Source organism: Providencia sp. PROV197, assembly GCF_028479625.1.
GTDB classification, from domain to species: Bacteria; Pseudomonadota; Gammaproteobacteria; order Enterobacterales; family Enterobacteriaceae; genus Providencia; species Providencia vermicola.
Genome location: NZ_JAMPNZ010000018.1, coordinates 21,138 through 46,527, shown reverse-complemented (window position 1 = coordinate 46,527; position 25,390 = coordinate 21,138). Strand labels below are relative to the sequence as shown.

The following is a 25,390-nucleotide window of genomic DNA, read 5'->3' as shown; positions in this document are numbered from 1 at the left end:
AAAATAGTCAAAGCAGCTAGGCACCAACCTAACTGCTTATAGTTGGCCATTTAGTCTTCGCTAAACAGGTCACCACCGTGCATATCAATCATTTCTAACGCTTTACCACCACCACGGGCGACACAGGTTAGAGGATCTTCTGCAACGATAACTGGAATACCAGTCTCTTCCATTAATAAGCGATCTAAATTACGAAGAAGTGCACCACCGCCCGTTAAGACCATTCCGCGCTCTGAAATATCAGACGCTAATTCAGGTGGACACTGTTCCAGTGCAAGCATAACCGCGCTAACAATCCCCGTTAACGGCTCTTGTAATGCTTCTAAGATTTCATTTGAATTCATTTTGAAACCACGTGGAACCCCTTCAGCAAGGTTACGACCACGGACTTCAATTTCAAACACTTCATCAGTTGGGAATGCAGAGCCAATACCGTGTTTAATACGCTCAGCCGTTGCTTCACCAATCAGTGAACCATAATTACGACGAACATAGTTAATAATGGATTCATCAAAACGGTCACCACCGATACGAACAGAGGATGAATACACCACACCATTTAATGAGATAACAGCGACTTCCGTAGTACCACCACCGATATCAACCACCATTGAACCTGTTGCTTCAGATACAGGAAGACCCGCACCGATAGCCGCAGCCATAGGCTCTTCAATTAAGAAGACTTCACGCGCACCAGCACTTAAGGCGGATTCGCGAATGGCTTTACGTTCAACTTGAGTTGCACCGACAGGTACACAGACCAACACGCGAGGGCTTGGACGCAAAAAGCTGTTGCTATGAACTTGTTTAATGAAGTGTTGTAACATTTTTTCAGTCAAGAAAAAGTCAGCAATAACGCCGTCTTTCATTGGTCTGATTGCAGAAATATTACCTGGTGTACGTCCCAGCATCTGTTTGGCTTCACCACCGACTGCGGCCACACTTTTCGGCGAACCTGCACGGTCTTGACGGATAGCGACTACAGAGGGTTCATTTAATTTTACGCCCTGTCCTTTGACATAAATGAGGGTATTGGCCGTACCCAAGTCAATAGACAAGTCATTAGAAAACATGCCACGAAATTTTTTAAACATAACGAAAGAGTTATCCTGCAAGCTGGGGACGAATATAAACCCGTCTACTCTACCAACCACTTGAAGCGGCCTCAAGACGTTAATGAGCTGCTTCTATAAATATGGTCAATTCATCTATTTTTCACGTACCGTACTGTACATGCTTCTTATCGAAACGAAGCAGATAAAAACCTCAAAAATAGATATTAATTTCACTTTTCCCATCACTAGATAGAATTACGTAAAAATAACCCCTACTCTTTGGCTGTTATATACTCCATTGTTTGTATTCCCAGTGTGACAAGTAATTGTGACTACAAGTTCAAATAATATTTATATCTTTTTATTATTGCTACGCACTGGTTATTTTCACTACAAATCAGATGAATTTCACGAGTGTTCGCTCTATTATCTACCAAAAATGAGGCAAATTTGTATTAGTACGCAAAATGAATTCGTCGTGATGCGTTATTTTGCATGATAAAAGCCTATTTATGCCAGAAAAAAATAAAATTTTACAAAATAATTACATTACTAATAGCTTAAGAACCGTTATTACGTCAATGAAATACCTTTAAATTTTCGGCATTTTAAATGACATATTTAATCATTTCACTAGGAGTGAACGATGAAAGCTCTCGTCCTAAACAAATCCGATGAAAAAATCACCGCTAATATCCAATCTCTGACAACAGAAATGCTACCTGCCGGGGACATTATAGTCGATATTCACTGGTCCACACTAAATTATAAAGATGCGCTCGCCATTAATGGGAAAGCGGGTGTAGTAAGACAATACCCGATGGTGCCTGGTATCGATTTTTCTGGCGTCATTCACCACAGTGAAGACCCTCGTTTTCAAGTTGGGCAGCATGTTTTATTGACAGGTTGGGGGGTCGGTGAAACCCATTGGGGGGGCTTAGCCTCACAAGCCCGTGTTCCTGCAAATTATTTAACCCCCCTTCCTGAGCAACTCTCTTTAAAACAGGCGATGATTATTGGCACTGCGGGTTTTACCGCTATGCTGTGTGTCCAGGCTCTAGAAGATGCAGGCATTACGCCAGATAAAGGCGAAATCGTTGTCAGTGGGGCAAGTGGTGGTGTCGGCAGCACCGCGGTTCAACTGTTATCTTTATTAGGCTATGACGTGGTCGCCATTTCTGGACGTGAAGAAAATAACGCTTATTTGCAGACGCTAGGCGCAAAACGCGTTTTACCGCGCAGTGATTTTACACATCCCGCAAAACCACTCGATAAACAGCTTTGGGCAGGGGCTATCGATACCGTTGGTGGTGAATTGCTGGCTAACTTGCTGGCACAAACCCATTATAATGGTGCCATTGCAGCTTGTGGCTTGGCTGGTGGTTTTAACTTACCGACCAGTGTGATGCCTTTCATTTTACGTAATGTGCGCCTACAAGGAGTCGATTCAGTCTATTTTCCTGCGGCAAAACGCGCGAAAGTCTGGGAACGCCTTGCACGATTGCTGCCAGCTGCTTTCTATGAGCAAGTATGCTCTGAAATCAAATTGGAAGAAGCTGCAGAATATGCAAAAAAACTCTTAAAAAATGAAGTGACTGGACGTACTCTAGTCAATCTTTGCGAAAAATAACCGAATACGTGCGGCTCTCTGGCAAAAATACGGATTACCGCACATTTCACAAAATAAATTCGGGTAATTTCTCTGATAAGACCAGTATTTTGCTGCTATATGCCACGAAATAATTATAATAGCGTCCTTTGTCGGTAGAAATTCCATTTATTTTTATGATAAAAGATGACAAACGCTCAACATCGCGTTATGTTGTCGGACTATTGATATATCGTCGGAGTTAGCAGCATAATGGCAGAAGATATTCACATTTTACTCTTGAACGGGCCAAACCTAAACCTGCTAGGTACACGGGAGCCAGATAAATATGGTAACCAGACTCTTGCTGATATCGTCGCAAAATTGGACGTTGAAGCAGGCCAGTTAGGTGTAAAATTGAGTCATTTTCAATCAAATGCAGAGCATGAACTGATCGATAGAATTCATGCAGCACGCCATGATGTTGATTTTATTCTCATCAATCCGGCTGCATTCACACATACTAGCGTAGCTCTACGTGATGCGTTATTGGCGGTGTGTCTCCCGTTTATCGAGATCCACTTGTCTAATGTGCATGCGAGAGAACCATTTCGCCAACATTCTTATTTCTCCGACCAAGCTGTCGGTGTAATTTGTGGTCTAGGTGCTGATGGCTACCGTTTTGCTTTACAGGCAGCGGTTAACCGCGTGCGCCTAATTAATTCAATCCAAATATAAGAGTACGGAATCATATCCATGGATATTCGTAAAATTAAAAAGTTGATCGAGCTGGTCGAAGAGTCTGGCATTTCTGAACTGGAAATTTCTGAAGGTGAAGAGTCAGTACGTATCAGCCGTGTCGCTCCTGCTTCTCAAGTTATGGCTGCACCTCAACAATTTTACTCAGCACCTGTTGCACAACAACCTGCGCTGGCAAATGCTGTTGCACCATCTGAAGCAATGGCAACACCAGCTGCTCCTGCAACCGTTGCAGGGCATCAAGTTCGCTCACCAATGGTAGGAACGTTCTACCGTGCGCCAAGCCCAGAAGCGAAAGCATTCGTTGAAATTGGCCAAACTGTGAGTGTTGGTGACCCACTTTGCATCGTTGAAGCGATGAAAATGATGAACCAAATCGAAGCAGACAAAGCAGGCGTTGTTAAAGCCATTCTGTTGCAAAACGGTGATGCAGTAGAATTTGACGAGCCATTAGTTGTCATCGAATAACGAGGCGTCTCCATGCTGGAAAAAATTGTCATCGCAAACCGCGGGGAAATCGCACTACGTATTTTGCGTGCCTGTAAAGAATTAGGCATCAAAGCTGTAGCGGTTCACTCCACGGCTGATAGCGATCTAAAACACGTGTTGCTGGCTGATGAAACTATCTGTATTGGCCCAGCAGCCTCTGCAAAAAGCTACTTAAATATCCCTGCGATTATCTCCGCAGCAGAAATTTCAGGCGCACAAGCGATTCACCCAGGATATGGTTTCTTGGCTGAAAACGCTGATTTCGCAGAACAAGTTGAAAACTCGGGCTTTATTTTTATCGGTCCCAAAGCTGAAACCATCCGCCTAATGGGTGACAAGGTTTCTGCGATTAACGCGATGAAAAAAGCAGGAGTTCCGTGCGTGCCAGGTTCTGATGGCCCACTAGGTAATGACACCGAAAAAAATAAAACCATCGCAAAACGCATCGGTTTCCCTGTGATCATCAAAGCATCTGGTGGTGGTGGTGGTCGTGGTATGCGTGTGGTTCGCAACGAAAAAGATTTGGAATCTTCCATCAATCTGACGCGTGCTGAAGCGAAAGCCGCTTTCAATAATGATATGGTTTACATGGAGAAATACCTTGAAAACCCACGTCACATTGAAATTCAAGTTATGGCTGATGGCCAAGGCAATGCGGTTTATTTAGCAGAACGTGACTGTTCAATGCAACGTCGCCACCAAAAAGTGGTTGAAGAAGCACCTGCACCAGGGATCACCCCTGAAATTCGCCGTAGCATCGGTGAACGCTGTGCAAATGCCTGTATTGAAATCGGTTACCGTGGTGCAGGTACCTTTGAATTCCTGTTCGAAAACGGTGAATTCTACTTTATCGAAATGAATACCCGTATTCAGGTTGAGCACCCAGTGACTGAAATGATCACGGGCGTTGACTTAATCAAAGAGCAATTACGTATTGCTTCGGGTTTACCATTATCAGTGAAACAGGAAGATATTGTGGTTCACGGTCATGCGGTTGAGTGTCGTATCAACGCAGAAGATCCGAAAACCTTTATTCCTAGCCCAGGTAAAATCACACGCTTCCACTCTCCAGGTGGCTTCGGTGTACGCTGGGAATCTCATATCTACGCAGGCTATACAGTGCCTCCGTACTATGACTCAATGATTGGTAAACTGATCACCTATGGTGAAACCCGTGAAATTGCTATTTCTCGTATGAAAAATGCATTGAATGAGTTAATCGTTGATGGCATCAAAACCAACATCGAACTGCACCAAATGATCATGAACGATGAAAACTTCCAAAAAGGTGGAACTAACATCCACTATTTAGAGAAAAAACTGGGCATTTCTGAGTAATTTTGAAATTGTCTGTTTGACTCATCGTCAATTAATGCCGCAAAGCCCTGCTTCGCGGCATTTTTTTGCATTAAATACCTTTTCTCGCACTTTTATTCTGCCTTTTCTTACACTCTACCTGCGGATTATCGTACAATCCCTGATTATTTTTCTGTGAGTGAGGAGGAATAACGGATGGATAAACGTTTTCTTCAATCCAATAAGGAAGCGCGTTGGTCTCTTTATTTGACCATCGCATACATGATAGGCTGGATAATTAGTGCCTATCTACCCGACAATACGCGTGGTATCACTGGTCTACCGTTATGGTTTGAGTGGTCATGCATTATTGTCCCCGTCATTTTTATTTTGCTCTGCATTATGATGGTCAAAATCATTTTTAAAGATATTCCTCTGGAGGAGAAGGATGCAGATTGAAGTTCTTCTACCTTTAATTGGTTATCTAGCACTAGTTTTCCTGTTATCCGTCTACGCCTATAGAAAACGGACGAAAGGGGAATTCCTCAATGAGTACTTTTTAGGTAACCGTTCCATGGGCGGCTTTGTCCTAGCCATGACCATTACAGCAACCTATATTAGCGCAAGCTCATTTATTGGTGGGCCTGGTGCAGCGTATAAATATGGCCTGGGCTGGGTGCTCCTTGCTATGATCCAACTCCCTGCTATTTGGTTATCTCTCGGAGTATTAGGGAAAAAATTCGCTATCTTGGCGCGTCGCTATAATGCAGTGACTCTAAACGATATGCTGTACGCTCGCTACCAAAGTCGATTTTTAGTCTGGTTCGCTAGTGTTAGCCTGTTGATTGCCTTCTTTGGGGCAATGACTGTACAGTTTATTGGCGGGGCAAGACTACTCGAAACCGCCGCAGGTATTCCCTACACATATGGGTTAATTATCTTCGGTGTCTCCATCGCGCTATATACCGCGATTGGCGGGTTTCGGGCGAGTGTATTAAACGATGCCTTACAAGGGCTCGTCATGCTGCTTGGCACGGTGATTTTACTTGTTGCCATCATTTATCATGCAGGGGGCCTCCCTGCTGCAATTGAAAAAATACAGTCTATTGATCCGAAATTAGTCTCCCCAGCAGGGGGCGATGATATTCTAAGTGGGCCGTTCTTAGCATCATTCTGGATTTTGGTTTGCTTTGGTGTTATTGGCTTACCGCACACTGCGGTACGCTGTATTTCATACAAAGACAGTAAAGCCGTTCACCGTGGTATTATTTTGGGCACTATCGTGATGGCGGTATTGATGTTTGGAATGCACTTTGCTGGCGCATTAGGTAGAGCAATCATACCTGACCTCACTATCCCTGACCAAGTCATTCCAACCTTGATGGTACAAGTACTACCGCCTTTTGCCGCAGGGATTTTCTTAGCAGCGCCTATGGCGGCAATTATGTCCACCATTAATGCCCAATTACTGCAATCTTCAGCAACTATCGTCAAAGATATTTACCTGAACGCAGCACCAGAACAAATAAGAAATGAGAAGAAGCTCGCACGGATCTCCAGCTTTTCTACTCTGATCTTGGGCGCATTACTCCTCATTGCTGCGTGGAACCCACCACAAATGATCATTTGGCTAAACCTGTTAGCCTTCGGTGGGTTAGAAGCCGTTTTCTTATGGCCACTGGTACTCGGACTGTATTGGGAGAAAGCCAACGGAACGGGCGCGGTTAGTGGCATGGTTGTCGGAGGAGTAAGCTATGCAATCTTAGCAAGCTTCAAAATCGAAATCATGGATTTCCACGCCATCGTACCATCACTGATTTTTAGCCTAATTGCGTTTCTTGTCGGTAATCTTTTTGGCAAAAATCCAGTACAATTGACGACAAATTAATTTAGAGACCTGTTTTTGACATTGTCTCGTCATATGACATTCATGCTCTAAATCGTGTGGGCTATCTGCACCAATTACGCGATAGCCCAAAACATAGTGAGCATTTAAGGAATACTATGCCTTGGATCCAAATCAAAATTAACTCCACAGCCCAACATGCGGAAGCACTGGGTGATGAACTTATTGAAACAGGCGCAGTCTCTGTAACATTTCAAGACAGCCACGATACCCCTGTTTTCGAACCGCTACCTGGGGAAACCCGTCTGTGGGGTGATACTGATGTAATTGGCTTATTTGATGCAGAAACGGAGATGAAATTCGTTGTTGCTCAATTAGAAAATAGCCCTCTACTGGGCACTGGTTTTGCCCACAAAATCGAACAGTTAGAAGACAAAGACTGGGAAAGAGAGTGGATGGATAACTTTCACCCAATGCGCTTTGGTGAGCGCTTGTGGATCTGCCCGAGCTGGCGAGATGTCCCTGATCCAACTGCGGTAAACGTGATGCTTGATCCTGGCTTAGCATTTGGAACAGGAACTCACCCAACCACATCCCTGTGTTTACAGTGGCTTGATTGCCTTGATTTAGAAGGTAAAACGGTGATTGACTTTGGTTGCGGATCTGGGATTTTAGCGATCGCTGCACTCAAGCTCGGTGCCGCTCATGCCATCGGGATCGATATTGATCCTCAAGCGATTACGGCAAGCCGTGATAACGCTGAACGTAATGGCGTTTCAGAGCGTTTATCTCTCTACTTACCGAAAGACCAACCCCAAGAGCTCCAAGCTGATGTCGTCGTCGCTAACATCCTTGCTGGCCCATTACGTGAATTAGCACCAATGATAAGCGTGCTACCGCGTGCAGGTGGGTTACTAGGACTTTCGGGTGTTCTCGCAACACAGGCAGAAAGTGTCGCAGATGCTTACCGCGCAACCTTTGAAATCGACCCTATTGCCGAGAAAGAAGAATGGTGCCGCATCACAGGTGTCAAGCATTTTTAATAGAAAAATTATAAAAATCAGAGAATAATTTCTTTGAAAATAAGCGCAGAATAGATTATCTTATAGCTCAAATATTGCTCAGTTGCTGGCGATAATCTGTTCTGCACGAGATTTGAACAGCATAACAGTTATTTTAATAAATGGTTACGTAGTTATCTTAACTATTTGTTAAATATAACTAATTTTAAAATTGCAAAAATGCAAGATAAAAAAATTAGTGATAAATAACCGTTTGCTCAAAGTTTGTCCTTTCATATCTCGTAAAAAATGCGTAATATACGCGCCCTTGCAGTCACAGTATGGCCCCCATTTAGATATGCGAATCGGACAATATCAGTTGAGAAACTGTCTTATTGCTGCCCCCATGGCAGGCATTACAGATAAACCGTTTAGGTCGCTCTGTTATGACATGGGTGCAGGGATGACAGTATCGGAGATGCTTTCTTCTAACCCTCAAGTTTGGAAGACAGACAAATCTAGACTCAGAATGGTTCATCGTGATGAACTTGGGGTTCGTTCTGTTCAAATAGCTGGCAATGATCCCGATGAAATGGCTGCCGCGGCTCAAATTAATGTTGAGAGTGGCGCTCAAATCATCGATATCAACATGGGCTGTCCAGCTAAAAAAGTGAATCGTAAGTTTGCAGGTTCAGCACTGTTACGTTATCCAGACATCGTTAAATCGATTCTCGAAGGCGTTGTTAAAGCAGTGGATGTTCCCGTTACGCTTAAGATCCGCACAGGCTGGTCACCTGAAGAGCGAAACTGCATAGAGATTGCCAAATTGGCCGAAGATTGCGGCATTCAAGCACTCACTATTCACGGCAGAACTAGAGCCTGTCTGTTTAATGGGGAGGCTGAATATGACAACATTCGGGCAGTTAAGCAGACTGTTACCATTCCGGTTATTGCCAATGGCGACATTACTGACCCGCATAAAGCCAGAGCAGTTCTAGACTACACAGGGGCGGATGCCTTGATGGTAGGCAGAGCCGCTCAGGGAAGACCCTGGATCTTTCGGGAAATCCAGCATTATCTGGACACAGGTGAGCTCTTGCCACCAATGCCTATGGCAGAGGTACAACGCATTATGCTCGCGCACGTACAGGAATTGCACGACTTTTATGGTCAAGGCAAAGGAGCCCGTATCGCGCGCAAACATGTTTCTTGGTACTTAAAAGAACATGCACCTGATGACCAGTTTCGGCGCTCATTCAACGCCATTGAGGATGCCAGCGAACAGCTGGAGGTGTTGGAAGCATTTTTTGAAAATTTTTGCGTAAATAAAGATAAGAGCTGACAGAACTATGTTCGAACAACGCGTAAATTCTGACGTACTAACCGTTGCTACTGTAAATTCACAAGATCAAGTAACTCAAAAACCGTTACGTGACTCAGTTAAGCAAGCACTGAAGAACTATTTTGCTCAATTAAATAATCAAGATGTTAACGATTTATATGAGCTGGTATTGGCTGAGGTAGAACAGCCTTTGTTGGACATGGTTATGCAATATACCCGTGGAAACCAGACCCGTGCAGCCCTGATGATGGGTATCAACCGCGGAACTCTGCGTAAGAAACTGAAAAAATACGGCATGAACTAATCCTAGTCGGTTAATGCAGTGTTTTTAAAGGCATTTCCTGTTTTTCAGGGAATGCTTTTTTGTTCCCCCTCCCCCCCAAAATTCTGCTCACAATCTCTTGGCACTTATCGCGGTAATCAACAATATCGCCCCATGACAAGCGATTCCCAAAAATAAGCACAAGGTGATGCGTTAAGTCTGATTAACAAGTCAGTGATGGCTTATATTCTTATAGCCCCCTTAGTGGTTTACAATTAGAAACTGACCTTGAAGCGTTCCTGAGTCAAATTGACCAGAATACCTACGCAAAGGAATAAGATAATCTAACAAATACAGTTAGTTATCCTATCCCCCTATTTCAGCTTAATCAACTAACGGGTTACACACTCGTTAGTTGAAACTTTCTAACCCCCTGCTGTAACTCCTGAGTTTGCTCAGCTAATGAACTGGCCGCCGTTGCCACTTGCTCAACTAAAGAAGCATTTTGCTGTGTAACGCTGTCCATCTGTGTAATCGCCACACCAACTTGAGCAATACCTTTACTTTGCTCTTCAGAAGCCACCGTTATCTGCTTCATAATCGCAGTCACTTCATTGATACCTTGCAGAATGTTTTCCATGGTTTTACCCATTTCATTAACTAGTCCTGTCCCTTTTTCAACACAGGCCCCTGAATCCGCAATCAAACGTTCGATTTCCATTGCCGCATCCGCGCTGTGACTCGCTAGCTTACGGACTTCAGCCGCGACGACCATAAAACCACGGCCGTGTACACCCGCCCTTGCCGCTTCAATGGAGGCATTTAGCGCTAATATATTGGTTTGAAAACTAATATCGTTAATCATATTGATGATATCTGCGATTTTTTGTGAGCTTTGGGATATCTCATTCATTGTCACAACAACTGAATCAACGATCGTATTTCCTTTGTTTGCTACGACAAACGCTTCACTTGCTAATTGGTTCGCTTGAAGAGTGTTTTCCATATTCAACTGCACAGCCGCAGTAATTTGTTCCATACTCGCCGCCGTTTCTTCTAACGCTGCCGCTTGTTCTTCCGTTCTCGATGAAAGGTCGCTGTTACCATTGGAAATTTCACTCGCCCCGAGATAAATATTTTCACTGCCCTGCCGTATAATACTAACTGATCCGCGCAAGCTTGTTTGCATCTCTTCAAGCAACGGAAATAGTTTACCAACGCAATTGTTTCCGAAAGGCTTAATTGAATGACTTAAATCCCCTTTCGCTATTTGCGAAAAATATTGTCTTAGCAAATCCAATGGCTTTTGCATCATAGCTGCAAGGTAGCGATCGGTGAAAATTAGAGTTAATACCCCGAGTACCGTCGCAACAATCATTACGACACGCGTAATATCCATTTGATTATCAACTTGGTCACGTGTTGCACTGATCATCTCTTCTGCTGATTGATTAAACTTTTGGATTGATGCGCCAAATGTTCTGCTCAATGCTGGGGTCACATTATGCGCGTGGGTTAAATATTCCTGTGAATTATCTCCCATGCCTAGAACTAACTGTGGCTTAACACCCGCATCAAGTAGTGCTTGCCAGCTATTAATCACTTGCTCAGAAATCTCAGTATCCATCGGCCCTGGCGAAATCGCTTTCATCTGCTCAAGATAGCTTGCCATATTCTCCATCGCATCTTTAACAGGTGCATAATCGATAGCTTTTCCCTCATTTTTACTTTCCATCACACGCGTTAACCGTGTGACAAAACGAAAATATTGGTCATTTCCTTGACTGAGTACTGTCATCTGTTTCACCAATTGCCTATCGATATCATTACCATCAGCAATCCGAGACAAAGACCAACCGCTATAGAGACTGGTTCCCCCCAAGATCAAGCATAGAAGCCCTAATAAAATGAGCATAACAGCACGAATTGAGTAGTTTCGAAGTTTCTGCATACAATTTCTCTTTTGGTGGGATAAAATGACGATATTTAACTTTATCGGCGATAAAGAGAAAAAAATTAGCCACTTAAACGGCTTAGTTAATAGACAAAAAACAATAAAATAAGTAAAAACGCTTATAATTCAAAAGGGTTATTATTTAGTTTTAAGATAATTAATTTTACATACGGTATAAATTAATTTTATAAATTTGATAAAGATCGCTAAATACAGTTTCTTAACCCTAAGCTTATGCACCAGCTTTTATCTTTGCCCAATACTGTTCTTATACTCAATTCCCGCTACATAATCGATTTCATCATTAATCATGTCGATATCAATTCACAATTTATTCTCACTTAAATCAAATAATTATCTATCTCATAAATTGACTTAAATATATTGATCTTGAAATTACTTTTAATATAATAATATTGATTATCATTTGTATTATCATTACAAAAGGCAAGCCTACTCCAATGAAAACTATCTCCCCCGTTGGAAACAATAGGGTTAAACTTAAGCCAAATATTATTTGTTTTACTATTTTATCTATTCTTTCTTTTACAACTTATGCAGCCAACACAGAACTCAAATCGTCACAACCCCAAGGTGATGATGATACGATTGAGCTACAAGATAGCTACGCTCGGCCAGATTATGTTGAAATTGAACGTTTGCGAGATACCAAGCAAATTATTGTTATTACAAAAGAAGATATTCAGGGAAAAGGGAACCGCACCATCTCTGATGTGCTTAAATCCGTTCCTGGTATTAGCGTAGATACCTCTGGGCAAGGAAATATTGACCTGCGTGGACAAGGCGCAGAAACCTCACAGCGTAATCTGCAAGTGTTACTTGATGGCGCCCCGATTACGACCCTTGCGAATCATCCTTATACTACTAACTACGATATCATCGCTGTTGAACAGCTTGAGCGGATTGAAATTATTCCGGGAGGTGGAAGCGTTATTTATGGTTCAGGCACTGCGGGTGGCGTTATTAACATTACCTCTAACTTAAGAAGTATGGCCGATCCTAAAACCAGCGTTTTATCTGAATGGAACTCAGAAGGATACCGCTTAAATGCCAACTTAGGTGCTCGGGTTAATGATAAATTCTCCTTGTTGGGGACAGCCAGTAAACTCAACCGTGACCTCTACTATAAAGATACTTACCGTAACTCAGAATATTACTCCTTAGGTGGGAGATGGGATCTCACGCCAGATCAAAGTCTTATGTTACGTGGAAGCCATCTCACGGAAAGCTCACAGTACGTTAAAACGCTGACTTCACGTAATATCAAAAAATACGGTAAAGACTACGTTCCACCAGATAAAACCGTCACTGTAGGTATTGATGAAAATGGTCAGTTGATTAAAAAAACCATTAGTGGTTATTTAATTGGCGACCGCGAGGTCGATAGCTATAACCTTAGCTATCAAAATGCATTTACCGATAAGCTAAATTTTGCCACTGATGTTTTCTATACCGATGGTTTTTATACCAATAATGCCAATTGGGAACAAAAAGTTGATCAAAAAAGCCACGGCACAAAAATAAAATTAGATATTGGTTATCTTGATAATAGCAATTTACTTCTTGGTGTTGATTATTCGCAACAAAAAGCCTCAATTCATTATATTGGTAGCTATAAAAAAGATAAGAAAGGCCGCTATTATGGAGTTCCTCATAATTTCGATTACGATAAAACAACAAAAGCCATTTATGCACTTAACAGTTTGAAATCAGAGCAGTTTGTATTTACGCAAGGTTTAAGACGTGAATTGTCTGAATGGTCATTTGATAAAAGTGGTACGGTAAATGGCTCGGGTACCTCAGACCGTTGGAATACCGCGGCGGAGCTCTCCCTTGCTTATCTTTATCGTGATACTGGCCGAGTGTATGGGCGATACGAACGAGGTTACACCCTTCCTGACGGCCTGCAAATCAGCGATCAATCCGTTGTTAATGGTGAAAAAATCTATACCCCGACTAAGGCCGAAGATGAAAAATATGACTTATTTGAGCTTGGCCTTAGAGATAAATTGGCGTTCAGCACAGTCAATGTAACGCTCTGGACATCAAATACCAATAATCAACTAAATCGTATTTATCTTACCAGTGTTAATGACGCGAAAACGATGAACTTACTAAAAACTCGCCGCTGGGGAGCCGATGTCGACTTCCAACAAACTCTCGGCGATTTCACCTTCCAAGAGTCTTATTCATGGCTCAGAGGACGCTCAGATTACAATAATCATGGACGCCAATTTTTGGAGGAAAATGGTAAAAACACCATCGACTACACCAAAAGTGGTTTAACCAAAGTGCCAGAGCATTCCGTTAAACTAAAAATTAAATACGACTTTACCGAGGATTTATCAGGGGATATTCAATACACCTATTACGGTTCGTACAATAATTTTCTCTCTGATGCCAATAAAGAAGAAGATGGCGTAGTGAAATCTCGTGAGCTTATCGACCTCAGTGTTCGTTATGCACCTATTGAACATATTGAATTATATGGTGGTGTTACTAACTTGATGAACAAAACTTACTACGATTACGTCACCTCAGGCTATGGTTCATTAATTCCGGGAAATGAGCGTTCATTCTTTGCGGGTATAAAAGCGACCTATTGATTTAAACAGGAAACGTTTCGGTGACTATACATCCCTCTTTTCGTTATAAACTCGCCTTAACGGTGTCACTCGTCATTCATATCACAGCTATTGTGTTTATCGCCCTACAAACTGGTAGGGCGCTCCCCATAGTGGAAGGTGTAGAAACAATAACGTTATCCCTTGGTGGACCAATGAGCTCTCAAGGGAGCTCAAGTCTAGCAAGTCACCAAGGAGAGCCTCTGAGACAAACAATAGCCTCAGAGCAAATCTCAAAATCAGAGCCTATTTCTCAACAAAAGCCGGCAAATAAAGCTCAAAACCCGCCAAAACGCGACCCTATTTCTGCGAATATACCCATTGATGATACCGTTGAGTCCCCATTACTTACTCAAAAAACAAAAGTGATGAAAAAACCTAAACCCGTTCAACCCGCACACAAGTCAGAGCAGAACACACCACATCAATTAGTTGCTGATAATCCACCTAAAAAGACGGAGAACCAACTGATTACAAAAGATCCGCATCAAATAACACCATCAAGCTCACAAGACAAAGCGCAGGCGATGACATCCAATGCTCCCGAAAAAAATGGTTCCACCGCAACCCCATTGGCGTCAGAAAACAGCCCAAGTGGCCAAGGGATAAATGCCTTATCCGGTAATAGCCAATTTGCAGCAAATGGGGATGGCAGCTATACCGCACTGGGTTCGAGCGGGATCTCCTACACAATTTTACAGGATGCAAACCCTAAATATCCCAAAGAAGCTCGCTCCTTGGGTTATACAAAAGTGGTTAAAGTGCAAATTCGATTATTAGTAGGGTTAGATGGCCAAGTTGAGTCCGTTGAAATATTAAATAGTAAAATCCCTGATTTAGGTTTTAAAGAAGAAGCCGTGAAGGCAATTAAAAAAATGGCATTTAAACCCATTATTTACCAAGGACAAAACATTAAAATGTACTTTAAAAAGACAGTGGTTTTTCAGTATTAACCGGGTAATTTAACAGAAAAAAGGTACAGCAAACCCCGCTGTACCTTTACAGTTAGCTTAAAACAAGATTGAAAAATTAACGGTATATCGGTAAAAAATTAAACTGAGCGAGTAATTGGCAGATAATACCCAAAATACCAAAAGCAATAACGGCATAGATTAACCCTTTACCGCCCCATACTTTAAATTTTGAATCCGGGAAACGTTCTCTGACTTTCAATGCCATAATAGCAGGGCAGATTATCGCCCAAATACATGCTGCCATACCAGCATATGCTATTGCGATTAAAAAACCATTTGGGAATAACATGCAAAGAATTAAAGGGGGTAAAAAGCAAAGTAATGCTGATTTCATTCGCCCTGATGGGTTATCTTTAAAGCTCAAAGATGCAAGTATGTAATCAAATAACCCAATAGCAACACCTAAGAATGAACAAAATACAGCGCTAATAGAAAACCAAAGTAAAAATGTCGCAATGTGTTTACTATTCAGAACGGAATAAAGTGATTCAATAAATGCGTCTAAATTACCGCCTTTATTTATTATTGTTAAAAACTCAGCTCTTGGTAGATTACCCATTGTCCCCATAATCCAAAGAAAATAAAGAACGAGTGCTAATACACAACCAATCACACAGCTCTTAACCACTTTTCTCTCATTTTCATGATATAGCTTGTACAAACTGCACACATTACCATGGTAACCAAATGAAGTAATTGCATAGGGAATAATAATAAATACAAAAGGTAATAATGCGGTTTGCCCACCTTCAACAGGTGATGTTAATAATAAGTCCGTTTTGACAATCAAAAATAATCCAGAGAATGCGAGGATAAACAAAATAATTTTTATAAATAAAAATAATGATGTTAAACGACTCGCACCAACACCACTCCACCAAATACTCGCACCTAGTATTAATGTGAAGGCAATAAAAATAACTCTTAAATTAATATCATAACCATAAATAGCCGCTGCTTCTTTAATAACAGATCCCGCTGCAGATATATAGGCATAAATTAATATATAAAGGACAAATATTAATGCCATGTTAGCAATATAACAGGCCCATCTTGGTAAAAGTTCTTTTGATATAAAAAAGTAATTCGTCCCGGCACCATATTTAGAAATACATTCTAAAATATAAATCCCTGAATGAAACATAAAAAAGCAAACAACTAACAAGATAACTACAGAGTTAATAAACCAAGCTCCAGCCATAATAGTTGGCAAGCTAAACATTCCCGCCCCTATCATGGCACCGCCTAGCACAAAACCCCCTACCATTATGGAGGGTTCTTTCTTGGCTGCCGAATTATTCATGGTGTTTACCTTAAGAATAAGGATGAGGTTCCCGCATTGCACGGGAACCATAAGATATACCTATTTTTTATTTAATAGGTTTTAATCTTGCTGTGAAGTGTCTTAATACTGGTGGCTCATATTCAAAATCCAACCCTTTTAAGGTGGCAAATTTATCTTTTAAGCCAATCAGAGCATCTGCAATGTAATCCATGTGGTCATTAGTATAAACACGTCTTGCGATAGTTAACCGCATGAATTCCATGTCTGCATGTTTTTGTTTCCCAGTTTCGGGGTCACGTCCTAATAAAAACGAGCCAATCTCAACAGCACGAACACCTGACTCTAAATATAGCGCGTTAATAACAGCTTGCGCTGGGAATTGATCACCTGGAATATGTGGGACCAGTTTTTTACAGTCCACAAATACAGCATGTCCACCTGTAGGGTATTGAATTGAAATTCCCCCTTCACGTAAACGGTCACCTAAATATTTTACTTGGCCAATACGATAATGTAGGTATTCTTCACCAGCGCCTTCCTCAAGGCCTTGCACCATCGCTGCCATATCACGGCCAGCTAAACCGCCGTAAGTTACAAAACCTTCCATCGGAACACAGCGCTGTCTTGCTAGCGTAAAGATATTTTCATCATTTTTAATACAAACTAATCCACCAATATTTAATAACGGATCTTTTTTCGCTGACATCGTTAATGCATCAGCATATTTGTACATATCAAGGATGATTTCTTTAATCGTTGCATTTTTATATTTCGGATCACGCTCTTTAATAAAATACGCATTTTCACAGAAACGTGCGGAGTCCATAACAACAAAAATATTATGTTGTTTTGCGATTTCATACACTTCTTTCAAGTTAGCCATAGATACTGGCTGGCCACCTGCACTATTACAGGTGATAGTAGAAACAATCGCAACAACGTTTTCTGCACCATACTGCGCAATATTATCTTTCAATTTTTGAATATCAAAGTTACCTTTCCAATCATCATAGGTATCTGAGTCATAGGCTTTTTCTGTAACGATATTGATTGCTTTACAATGGTTTAACTCAACGTGGGCTGCTGTCGTATCAAAGTGGAAGTTAGAAATAAATACGGGCTTTTTCGCTCCGCCTTGTTCCTGTTTGACTTTCAGCAATACAGGGAACAACATATTTTCAGCACCACGGCCTTGGTGAGCGGGAATGACATAATCGTAATCAAACATCTCTTTAACTTTATCTTTTAAATCATAATAGTTACGAGACCCTGCATATGCTTCATCACCCGTAATCATCGCTGCCCACTGGTGATCACTCATGGCATTGGTACCAGAGTCAGTTAAGAGATCGATATACACAGCACTGCTTGGTAATAAAAATGGGTTGTATCCCGCTTCTTTTAATGCAGCTTCACGCTCTTCTCTTGATGGGATACGGATATTTTCTACCATTTTAATACGAAATGGTTCTACGATTCTTTTAGCCATGATAATACCTTTAATTTTTCATTAAATAATAAATATAAGAATTCGAACTTATAAAAAATAAGCTAACGAAGTTTTTAAAATAGGAAAATTTGAAAGGTTAATTATTTGGAAAAAAGAAGGCTAGGGAGATATCAATATTGAACCATTTCTTCATATAGAAGAAATACCTTGATATTAGTGACTCGTTTAACAAGAACATACTATGACTCCTATCAACAAGGAATTAGTACAACCATCTGCATTATATATATAACAGTTACATTCTTAAATTAACCCCTATTGTCATATTATTATACTTATATCACATTATTTAGGCTAAATAGCATAAACCCTTTGAGCTCAGTCACAATGTTTATTTTATGCAATTTAGGTGTTAAAAATAATTTAATTAATTAACTTATTTCACAAGGAGCTGATAATAAGTATGTTAGTTGAATAATTATAAAGAATAATTTAGCTTAATATAAAAATATCTTAATTAAAATTAAATGGATAGAATCTTACAATAAGGCTTTATCCATTACTTAACTAATCGTTACTGAGCATCTTTGCCATACTTTGTTGACTTTGGACCGTATAAAATCCCATTAGGGCTACCTGCAGATAATAACCGAGCACTTGTTATACCCGCTATTGCATAGCTTTTATCTGTCATCGTATCTGCTATCTGATTCATAACAGCAGAAACTAGCGCACCTAAAATACCATTTGAAGAGGAGTTATAAACAAATGTAACCCATAGTTTCTTAGTGCGGGTTAAATAAAATACTCAACAAAACTTATTTTTAATGAGAATAACCCTCTGTATCCCATGAAATTTTCTGCACAAAATATCCACATCCTGCATTATTTTAACTTTTTATTAACATTAATGATTGTGCTTTCTCTCAGAAACAGTAAGTGTAGGGAGGGCACGTTGTGACCATAAAAATAAGCCTGCTACTAAAAATTATTAAACCCTCATAATAAGAGAGTTAATTATGACGATGCAAACAATCGCTGTGAAATCATTTACTTCCACAAAAACAACATCAAAGGTTTTGCTGATTTGCTGGATGAGTATTTTGTTTGAAGGATACGATGTCGGCGTAATGGGGGCGGTACTACCTACCCTTGCCGAATACAAGCAATGGAGTTTATCGCCTCTTGAGCTAGGAGCTCTAAGTAGTTATGCATTAATAGGTATGTTTTTTGGTGCCTTTATTATTGGCACACTAAGCGAATTATATGGTCGGCGGCGCATGTTATTAGCCTGCGTAACGTTATTTTCAGTCACCATGTTAGGCGCTGCATTGGCACCCACACCATGGGTTTTTGGGATCATGCGTTTTATTGGTGGAATTGGTTTAGGGGGTGTAATTCCTGTTGCCGCCGCTTTAACCATTGAATATTCCCCCAGTGAAAAACGCTCATTTAATTATGGCATTATGTATTCTGGTTATTCATTGGGGATTTTAAGCGCAGCTCTAGTCGCGATATGGTTGCTTGAACAATTCGGCTGGCGAAGCGTGATTGCTTTTGGTGCATTACCATTATTACTTATTTGGCCAATGGCACGCATTCTTCCTGAATCACTCGAATATTTAACCCATAAAGGCTTACACAGTGAAGCCAAGGCATTAGCTAAAAAACTTGATATTAATTACCAATCGACATCTGAGCATGTGCAAGATAACCCCCAAAGTATTAAAGAAATTGTTTCCGTTGTTTTTGCTTGGCGCTACTTACGAGCTACAGCTTGTTTTTGGATAGCCTTATTCTGCGGTATGTTATTAGTCTATGGATTAAATACTTGGCTACCTTCTATTATGCGTAAAGAAGGATATAACTTAGGTTCCAGCTTAACATTTTTAATTGTATTTAGCTTAGCCTCTGCGCTGGGGGGGTTATTCTTAGGAAAAATTGCAGACAGATATGGTGTTCGAAATTCTGTGGCCTTCTTCTTTTTGCTTGGTGCTATTGGTGTGGGAAGCTTGATATTCAAGCAAAATATTTATATGAACTATATGCTCGTCGCCTTTGCTGGGGTCGGCAGTATTTCAGCTGCATTGATCTTAACAGGCTATATTGCCAATTATTACCCATCCAATGCGCGCGCATCTGCAACGGGTTGGGCACTTAGCTTCTCACGAATTGGTGCTATGACAGGGCCAATGTTTGGTGCATATATTGCGAGCCTTGGAATTGCCACAAGTTGGAATTTCATTGCATTTGCTATTGTCGCCATTATTGCTGCGATTGCTGTTATCTTATTACCAGCCAAACAGATCGTATAATATGATAAAAAGGATAGAATATATTCTATCCTTTTAAAGATTTCATCAATTTTAATTCTAATCTAAATAATGGCATTAGCTTTAAAATAATTAATGCTCATTAATTGTGTATGCTAAATTATCACTCCCAAGATTTATTGACTTCTCCGCGACAACACCCCCCCGAACAATGATACGAGCTAATTTTGGAGATAAATCTCGACTCACATTAATGTGAAACTGATTCATTTCATCATCTCTAACTCTAATATTCTTCAGCTTATGGAAACTCAATAAACCATCAGTATATTCAACCTCAAGGTAACAATTATTATTATCCATAACCTTATCTGATTCATATATCATTCCATATGCTGAATTTAACGGAGGGTATATATAACTTGGTAATTCATTACGTGGATCGTAAAACCCAATAATAGTAATTACTTTCCTACCTTGTTCTAAAGGAACCAAGTCAACATAAGGTTCGTCTTCAATAACCCAAATAACGCCATTTGAGACATAGTATAATTCAATATTTTTTTCAGCTGATAAAATAGTTCCATTCATATGTAAATAAACACCATAACTAGAGCTCGAGTTGATTTTTATAACATTGCCATTATTGTCATCATTCGCATCTGGAAAATAAACATTTCCAGCCCAATTCCCGTCATAAATATCAATATAAATATATTTATTTTCTTCAAAGTAATCATTTATATAATCAGCTGTAATATCTACAGAATTTTTAATAGTGACCCACTTAAAATCATATTTTTTTACCTTATTCTCATACTCTACCATTTTATTTTCTTGATTATTCCAAATGCTAAATCCTGTTTTAGAATTTGGATCAAATATCGCTTTGCTCTCCAAATCATTTTGAATATAAAATAATGAATATGGTGTATGTAAAGTAAAAACATTGTGCTTCTCATACATTGGACTGCCTCCCGCCATAGCATCTCTACCAAGAGAGTGGCCTTCAAAAGGGGGTGCACACGGCCCAATTCCTTCATCTTCTAGATATGTAGGTTTGTTGGTGATATCTTGTTTAAAATTAGGCAGAAAAAAATTATTATCGCAGTCCCATCCCCATGTAGAGTTTCGATGAGTTGGGATCTGAGCAACTGAGCCATCAAAATCCCCAGGGTAATGCCCTAAACCAAAGTTATGCCCAACTTCATGACTAAATTCATTTCCTATCGTGTCATCTAGCGTCACCATGCCACTTCCACCCGATCCTCCATGAACTTGTATGCCATTCTCATACATCCCTATACTTGTATGTACTGTAAATTGTGATGTATTTCCCCTTGGACCAAGCTCTCTACCTGTTACATTGATACCATAATTTGCATAGTTAATTCCTGAAGCAATCAGTGACTTGGCAATTTGTTCCCTCATAATTCCATCGTGCCAGCCACCATTCCCTGGTGCATGGCCAGTAAGTAAGCGTCCATCAGACAGCATCACCTCATCTAAATCGATAGGATCATATGTATTGACGATTAAACGAGATACTGGAATTTGTTGAAAATATTGACGATGATATTCAGGGTTTTCTTGAAATTCAAATTTCTCTCTATGGGGAGTTAACATACCAATTGCAATCGTATTTAAGAACAACTGATTAGGTGCTCTTACTATAGGCTTATCAATAAAGCCAAATTTATTATCTCGGATAAATTTAAGCTTTATTCCTGGTTGAATAACATCTTGAGGAACAACGACAGACCAAGTATTTCCTATATATTGAATTTCTGATAAAAACTTTCCATCACTATTGCTGTCAGTTGACTCGTACCATGTCCCTCTTTCATTAACAAGTAATAAGGAATCCCCTTGTTCAAGATTTTTCTTTGTAGAATTAAAGAGAATTGAAATCCCCCATGTTGATGTACATTGGAATAACACTTTTTTACCCGCATAATCCAAATTATAAAATAACTCAAAGGATGGAGAGTATCCGCCATCATAAGTTACTACATTTATTGTGTTATATTCGTCAATAAACTTATTAAAATACAATGGGTCTTTAGCATTTTTTAATTGTTCACTATTATCTAAGGTAAAATCAAAATAGGATGGCTGTGAAAAATCAGCCTCTATTTCAGCATATACGTTCGAACAGGTCTTGGTTAGGTGCTCAGGAGATAACATTTCCTGATTAAATAAAATATCAGAATTTTCATTATAAATAGCAATTCGAATAGGAGATTCGCTTAATAAATCGTCATGAGGCTTAAACATAAACATTGTTTTTCTATTTGATATTAACGTTGGTTGAATATCATTACTCACATGATTTTTTGCGGGTATAATACTATTTTGCACATAATAGACCGTACCTTTAAGATCACCATAAGTATCACTATCATATTTAGAATTATTAAAATAGGTTATGTTTTTTTTCATTTAAAATCTGCCTTTTCTTGTTGGACGGATTGTTTACTTTAAATAGCCATTAATTGTCATATAATTTAAAGAGGAAACAATATTAAAGAATTAAATAAAAATAATATAAATTCAAATTAATAAATTACTTCCAATTCAAATCCCCATCAACTTGAAAAGTAAGATAATTAAAATCAATCATTAATTTTAAATAAAAAATAAACTAGACGCCTTAATTCGTTAAATATTATTTAACAGACTTAACTCATTATGGAAATACTAAAATATTGTATAACTATACTATTAAATAGAGGTGTGATAACACACCTCATAGATTAGCTATATTAAAAAGCAGATTGGTAAGAAACCTGAGCACCTCTAGTGAGAGTTCCCTCATTCGAGTAAGTACTTTCTACTTCAATAAAAGACTGGTTTTCCCCATTAAATATTTTTTTGTATAGTGAGAGATCTGGACGATAGCGAGTTTTCTTTGTAGCAATATCCATCATCAAATATTGTTGCGAGCCATTACCTGAAATCGAAACAATTAATCCTTGGTTACCAACATTTAAACTATGTAAATTGTTATAGCCACTCTCTGCGATTAATTCGAAGTTTCCATTGGGGTGAAATTGCATTAACGAAAACAATCGGCGAGACGGTTCTTGAGCAATAACAAAAATATCACCATTCAGGTTTTGTGCTGCTTCATTAATACGCACGGGTAGCCATTTACTACTAACCACTTGTTTAGTCGGAATATCCATAACTACTTCCAACGATCCCATTTGATGACCATAGCTATACCACATAACGACTTTGTCCCTGTATGTGGCAAAAGCAAATTCAGAGCGACTCTCTATTTCCTCAGGGTACAGTGACTTAGCGAGCTCCCGAACATCCATAAAATGTTCCCATGTCATACCTTTATCTTGGCTAACAAAAATTTTTTCATTATTTGCCACAACATAAGCAGGATAATTTTTAGATTGATAAATTTTACCTGTTATCAACCCTGCAAATTGAACGCCAGATTTATCTTCCCATGGCATAATGTTACTGGCTGATAGTGTTGTTAAATCGATAGTTTGGTAGCCATCTCTAAGAAACAATAAGCATTGTTTTCTCTCACATATCGCATTATAAAAGCTTTTATCACCACGAGTGATAAAACGGATACCTTGATTATCTGCAAATAATACTTGGTAGTCATATTCTCTTTCATATGCGTATGGATTATATGATGAGTAGTAATAATTTGAACTCTGGCTTTTTTGCGTCACAATTAATATGCCATTTTCAGCGGGGAAAGTCGTCGCCCAATCATAATTGGTAATTGCAGAACGGTTTTCTTGATGATGTTCTATTTGCCAAGCAATACTACCGTCTCGCACAAAAATTAAAACGGTCGATAACAAACTTAATGCAAAAACTGCAGTTAATAAGATAAAACGCTTACTGAGAAAGGGGTTCATGAACGCACCTCCGTCACATAATCTGTTTGACCATGTTGGCGACGTAAATGTTTCAAAATATATTGTGATTGATAATAGGCCTTACCTCGTCGAGAGAATTGGTAATATATTGCAACGCCCAAACCAATTGAAAAGCTTATCCCCAATAAAATGGTTGTCGTAACGCTAATATACATTCCTCCTGTATCTAAGATATTAACCCAATCCCAATAGTCCCAATAATTGCCTTTCTCTATTGTTTCAGAAGTTGTTAGCCCGACAGCAATAAGAACAAAGAAAATTAAAAGAAAGCAGGTAAACCCCCATAATCCGAAATAAAAACCACGTTCTTGAGGTGCCCCTCTGCCAATTAAGCTATAGGCAAGTCCATCTTGATGGTTATAGATACCAAATATTGCCTGTTCATTTGAGTGATCTTGGATATTTTTATGGAAAACTTCGAGCTCATCACCTTGCGCAATAAATAAGTTGTGGTTATTAAACAAAGGCTCATTGGCTGAAACTAAAACCTCCATATGGCTTTTATTAATTTGTAAGCTGATAAGGTTTAGCGCTTGCTCTGTATCCCCTGCCTTAATGGTCAAACTTCGATTATCTGTAATATTCACCTTACCGCGAGTAACCGATAATGAGGTTTTATCAATGCTAATATCTTTAGCCTTACGTAAATTACTGGCCTTAGATTTAGGGTTTTTAATACCGTCAATTTCAATCAATGGGCTTTGTTCGTTAATTTTGAATCGCCCCTCGATAATAAGGTCTAATACTTTTAAAATTTGTTTTCGTTTAGGACTAATAATGCGCTTCGTTTGTGCAAGGGCTAGGCCAAATAAAACGATGCCACAAAAAGCGGCACAACCTAAAATTGCCACCAGCGCTATCATTAAAAAGCTATCTTCCGCAGCCATAAAGCAATAATACACCACAGGGATCAAGGCCATTAATACCAGCGAAATGATATATTGTTTGCCCAGAGAGCGCGTAAAACTCACATTTCTATCGGGCTCTAATCGACCATGTTTTTCATGATAGACCCATTCTAACCAATAGCTGCCATCGTTCAGTTCTTCTGCACAAATAACCAAAGAATCGCCTTCTTGTAGGCGTTCCAAAAAAATCTTACTATTTTTAAAGTCATCTTGATTAAAGAAAAAAACTTTCCCTGACGCTATCAGCCTTGCCATACCAATTGGACTGACATTTTGATAATCACACTGAGTAAGATTGACATGGAAATATTGAACTCGCATGAATAATGCCTATTTCGCTAAGTAA

At 39.7% G+C, this 25,390-nt stretch carries 19 protein-coding genes and 1 pseudogene; 12 read left to right on the top strand and 8 right to left on the bottom strand.

Annotated elements, in window-relative coordinates; genetic code table 11:
• Positions 1 to 50: 50 nt before the first annotated feature.
• A complete protein-coding gene (locus PR808_RS10060; RefSeq protein WP_047756254.1) occupies positions 51 to 1,094 on the bottom strand; it encodes a rod shape-determining protein in 1,044 nt (347 codons plus the stop codon).
• 607 nt (positions 1,095 to 1,701) lie between these two features.
• Between PR808_RS10060 and acuI the strand changes: the two genes are divergently transcribed.
• From acuI to fis, 9 genes are all read left to right on the top strand, one after another.
• Positions 1,702 to 2,685: an acrylyl-CoA reductase (NADPH) gene (acuI, locus tag PR808_RS10055; protein WP_272539226.1), complete on the top strand. Its 984-nt coding sequence runs from the start codon at positions 1,702 to 1,704 to the stop codon at positions 2,683 to 2,685.
• Between the two features lie 231 nt (positions 2,686 to 2,916).
• Positions 2,917 to 3,381 carry a type II 3-dehydroquinate dehydratase gene (gene aroQ, locus PR808_RS10050; RefSeq protein ID WP_272539225.1) on the top strand — a complete coding sequence of 155 codons (465 nt, stop codon included), beginning with the start codon at positions 2,917 to 2,919 and terminating at the stop codon, positions 3,379 to 3,381.
• An 18-nt stretch (positions 3,382 to 3,399) separates the two neighbouring features.
• Positions 3,400 to 3,870 (top strand): acetyl-CoA carboxylase biotin carboxyl carrier protein, encoded by a 471-nt coding sequence (accB, locus tag PR808_RS10045; protein WP_206083527.1) that lies wholly within the window; start codon positions 3,400 to 3,402, stop codon positions 3,868 to 3,870.
• Positions 3,871 to 3,882: 12 nt separating this feature from the next.
• Entirely contained in the window at positions 3,883 to 5,229 is a 1,347-nt protein-coding gene (gene accC / locus PR808_RS10040; protein ID WP_206083526.1) for an acetyl-CoA carboxylase biotin carboxylase subunit, read from the top strand.
• Positions 5,230 to 5,403: 174 nt separating this feature from the next.
• Entirely contained in the window at positions 5,404 to 5,646 is a 243-nt protein-coding gene (locus tag PR808_RS10035; RefSeq protein ID WP_206083525.1) for a YhdT family protein, read from the top strand.
• Positions 5,636 to 7,075, top strand: coding sequence for a sodium/pantothenate symporter (gene panF / locus PR808_RS10030; protein WP_206083524.1), 1,440 nt, complete (start codon positions 5,636 to 5,638; stop codon positions 7,073 to 7,075). The genes PR808_RS10035 and panF overlap by 11 nt, the downstream gene beginning before the upstream one ends.
• A 116-nt stretch (positions 7,076 to 7,191) precedes the next feature.
• Complete coding sequence (gene prmA, locus PR808_RS10025) at positions 7,192 to 8,076, top strand: 50S ribosomal protein L11 methyltransferase (protein WP_272539224.1); 885 nt, start codon at positions 7,192 to 7,194, stop codon at positions 8,074 to 8,076.
• Between the two features lie 316 nt (positions 8,077 to 8,392).
• Positions 8,393 to 9,376: a tRNA dihydrouridine synthase DusB gene (gene dusB, locus PR808_RS10020; protein ID WP_206083522.1), complete on the top strand. Its 984-nt coding sequence runs from the start codon at positions 8,393 to 8,395 to the stop codon at positions 9,374 to 9,376.
• A gap of 7 nt (positions 9,377 to 9,383) precedes the next feature.
• Entirely contained in the window at positions 9,384 to 9,680 is a 297-nt protein-coding gene (fis, locus tag PR808_RS10015) for a DNA-binding transcriptional regulator Fis (RefSeq protein ID WP_004258438.1), read from the top strand.
• Positions 9,681 to 10,038: 358 nt separating this feature from the next.
• Here the strand turns inward: fis and PR808_RS10010 are convergent, their stop codons facing one another.
• The gene (locus PR808_RS10010) at positions 10,039 to 11,589 is read right to left on the bottom strand and encodes a methyl-accepting chemotaxis protein (protein WP_272539223.1); all 1,551 of its coding nucleotides are present in this window, start codon (positions 11,587 to 11,589) and stop codon (positions 10,039 to 10,041) included.
• 464 nt (positions 11,590 to 12,053) lie between these two features.
• On the opposite strand from PR808_RS10010, the gene PR808_RS10005 reads away from it, so the two are divergent.
• Positions 12,054 to 14,219: a TonB-dependent receptor gene (locus PR808_RS10005; protein WP_272539222.1), complete on the top strand. Its 2,166-nt coding sequence runs from the start codon at positions 12,054 to 12,056 to the stop codon at positions 14,217 to 14,219.
• A gap of 20 nt (positions 14,220 to 14,239) precedes the next feature.
• On the top strand, positions 14,240 to 15,190 hold the full coding sequence (locus tag PR808_RS10000) for an energy transducer TonB (RefSeq protein WP_272539221.1): 951 nt from the start codon (positions 14,240 to 14,242) through the stop codon (positions 15,188 to 15,190).
• Positions 15,191 to 15,266: 76 nt separating this feature from the next.
• Here the strand turns inward: PR808_RS10000 and PR808_RS09995 are convergent, their stop codons facing one another.
• The 3 genes and pseudogenes from PR808_RS09995 to PR808_RS09985 all read right to left on the bottom strand — a co-directional run.
• Positions 15,267 to 16,514 (bottom strand): aromatic amino acid transporter, encoded by a 1,248-nt coding sequence (locus tag PR808_RS09995; protein ID WP_272539220.1) that lies wholly within the window; start codon positions 16,512 to 16,514, stop codon positions 15,267 to 15,269.
• 67 nt (positions 16,515 to 16,581) lie between these two features.
• Positions 16,582 to 17,985 carry a tryptophanase gene (locus PR808_RS09990; protein ID WP_206083519.1) on the bottom strand — a complete coding sequence of 468 codons (1,404 nt, stop codon included), beginning with the start codon at positions 17,983 to 17,985 and terminating at the stop codon, positions 16,582 to 16,584.
• 535 nt (positions 17,986 to 18,520) lie between these two features.
• Positions 18,521 to 18,706, bottom strand: a pseudogene (locus PR808_RS09985) (GNA1162 family protein); the annotation flags it as partial.
• Between the two features lie 259 nt (positions 18,707 to 18,965).
• Between PR808_RS09985 and PR808_RS09980 the strand changes: the two are divergent.
• On the top strand, positions 18,966 to 20,261 hold the full coding sequence (locus PR808_RS09980; protein ID WP_272539219.1) for an MFS transporter: 1,296 nt from the start codon (positions 18,966 to 18,968) through the stop codon (positions 20,259 to 20,261).
• A 90-nt stretch (positions 20,262 to 20,351) separates the two neighbouring features.
• On the opposite strand, the gene PR808_RS09975 is transcribed toward PR808_RS09980, so the two are convergent.
• From PR808_RS09975 to PR808_RS09965, 3 genes are all read right to left on the bottom strand, one after another.
• The gene (locus PR808_RS09975; protein ID WP_272539218.1) at positions 20,352 to 22,661 is read right to left on the bottom strand and encodes a M66 family metalloprotease; all 2,310 of its coding nucleotides are present in this window, start codon (positions 22,659 to 22,661) and stop codon (positions 20,352 to 20,354) included.
• 323 nt (positions 22,662 to 22,984) lie between these two features.
• Entirely contained in the window at positions 22,985 to 24,115 is a 1,131-nt protein-coding gene (locus PR808_RS09970) for a hypothetical protein (protein WP_272539217.1), read from the bottom strand.
• On the bottom strand, positions 24,112 to 25,365 hold the full coding sequence (locus PR808_RS09965) for a hypothetical protein (protein ID WP_272539216.1): 1,254 nt from the start codon (positions 25,363 to 25,365) through the stop codon (positions 24,112 to 24,114). The genes PR808_RS09970 and PR808_RS09965 overlap by 4 nt, the downstream gene beginning before the upstream one ends.
• Positions 25,366 to 25,390: the final 25 nt, after the last annotated feature.

Coding starts and splice junctions, on each gene's coding strand:
- PR808_RS10005 (WP_272539222.1), top strand. CDS start 12,054: ATGAAAACTATCTCCCCCGTTGGAAACAATAGGGTTAAACTTAAGCCA.
- PR808_RS09980 (WP_272539219.1), top strand. CDS start 18,966: ATGACGATGCAAACAATCGCTGTGAAATCATTTACTTCCACAAAAACA.
- prmA (WP_272539224.1), top strand. CDS start 7,192: ATGCCTTGGATCCAAATCAAAATTAACTCCACAGCCCAACATGCGGAA.
- PR808_RS09965 (WP_272539216.1), bottom strand. CDS start 25,365: ATGCGAGTTCAATATTTCCATGTCAATCTTACTCAGTGTGATTATCAA.
- PR808_RS09990 (WP_206083519.1), bottom strand. CDS start 17,985: ATGGCTAAAAGAATCGTAGAACCATTTCGTATTAAAATGGTAGAAAAT.
- PR808_RS09995 (WP_272539220.1), bottom strand. CDS start 16,514: ATGAATAATTCGGCAGCCAAGAAAGAACCCTCCATAATGGTAGGGGGT.
- PR808_RS10060 (WP_047756254.1), bottom strand. CDS start 1,094: ATGTTTAAAAAATTTCGTGGCATGTTTTCTAATGACTTGTCTATTGAC.
- aroQ (WP_272539225.1), top strand. CDS start 2,917: ATGGCAGAAGATATTCACATTTTACTCTTGAACGGGCCAAACCTAAAC.
- PR808_RS09975 (WP_272539218.1), bottom strand. CDS start 22,661: ATGAAAAAAAACATAACCTATTTTAATAATTCTAAATATGATAGTGAT.
- accB (WP_206083527.1), top strand. CDS start 3,400: ATGGATATTCGTAAAATTAAAAAGTTGATCGAGCTGGTCGAAGAGTCT.
- PR808_RS10010 (WP_272539223.1), bottom strand. CDS start 11,589: ATGCAGAAACTTCGAAACTACTCAATTCGTGCTGTTATGCTCATTTTA.
- fis (WP_004258438.1), top strand. CDS start 9,384: ATGTTCGAACAACGCGTAAATTCTGACGTACTAACCGTTGCTACTGTA.
- PR808_RS10035 (WP_206083525.1), top strand. CDS start 5,404: ATGGATAAACGTTTTCTTCAATCCAATAAGGAAGCGCGTTGGTCTCTT.
- dusB (WP_206083522.1), top strand. CDS start 8,393: ATGCGAATCGGACAATATCAGTTGAGAAACTGTCTTATTGCTGCCCCC.
- panF (WP_206083524.1), top strand. CDS start 5,636: ATGCAGATTGAAGTTCTTCTACCTTTAATTGGTTATCTAGCACTAGTT.
- acuI (WP_272539226.1), top strand. CDS start 1,702: ATGAAAGCTCTCGTCCTAAACAAATCCGATGAAAAAATCACCGCTAAT.
- accC (WP_206083526.1), top strand. CDS start 3,883: ATGCTGGAAAAAATTGTCATCGCAAACCGCGGGGAAATCGCACTACGT.
- PR808_RS09970 (WP_272539217.1), bottom strand. CDS start 24,115: ATGAACCCCTTTCTCAGTAAGCGTTTTATCTTATTAACTGCAGTTTTT.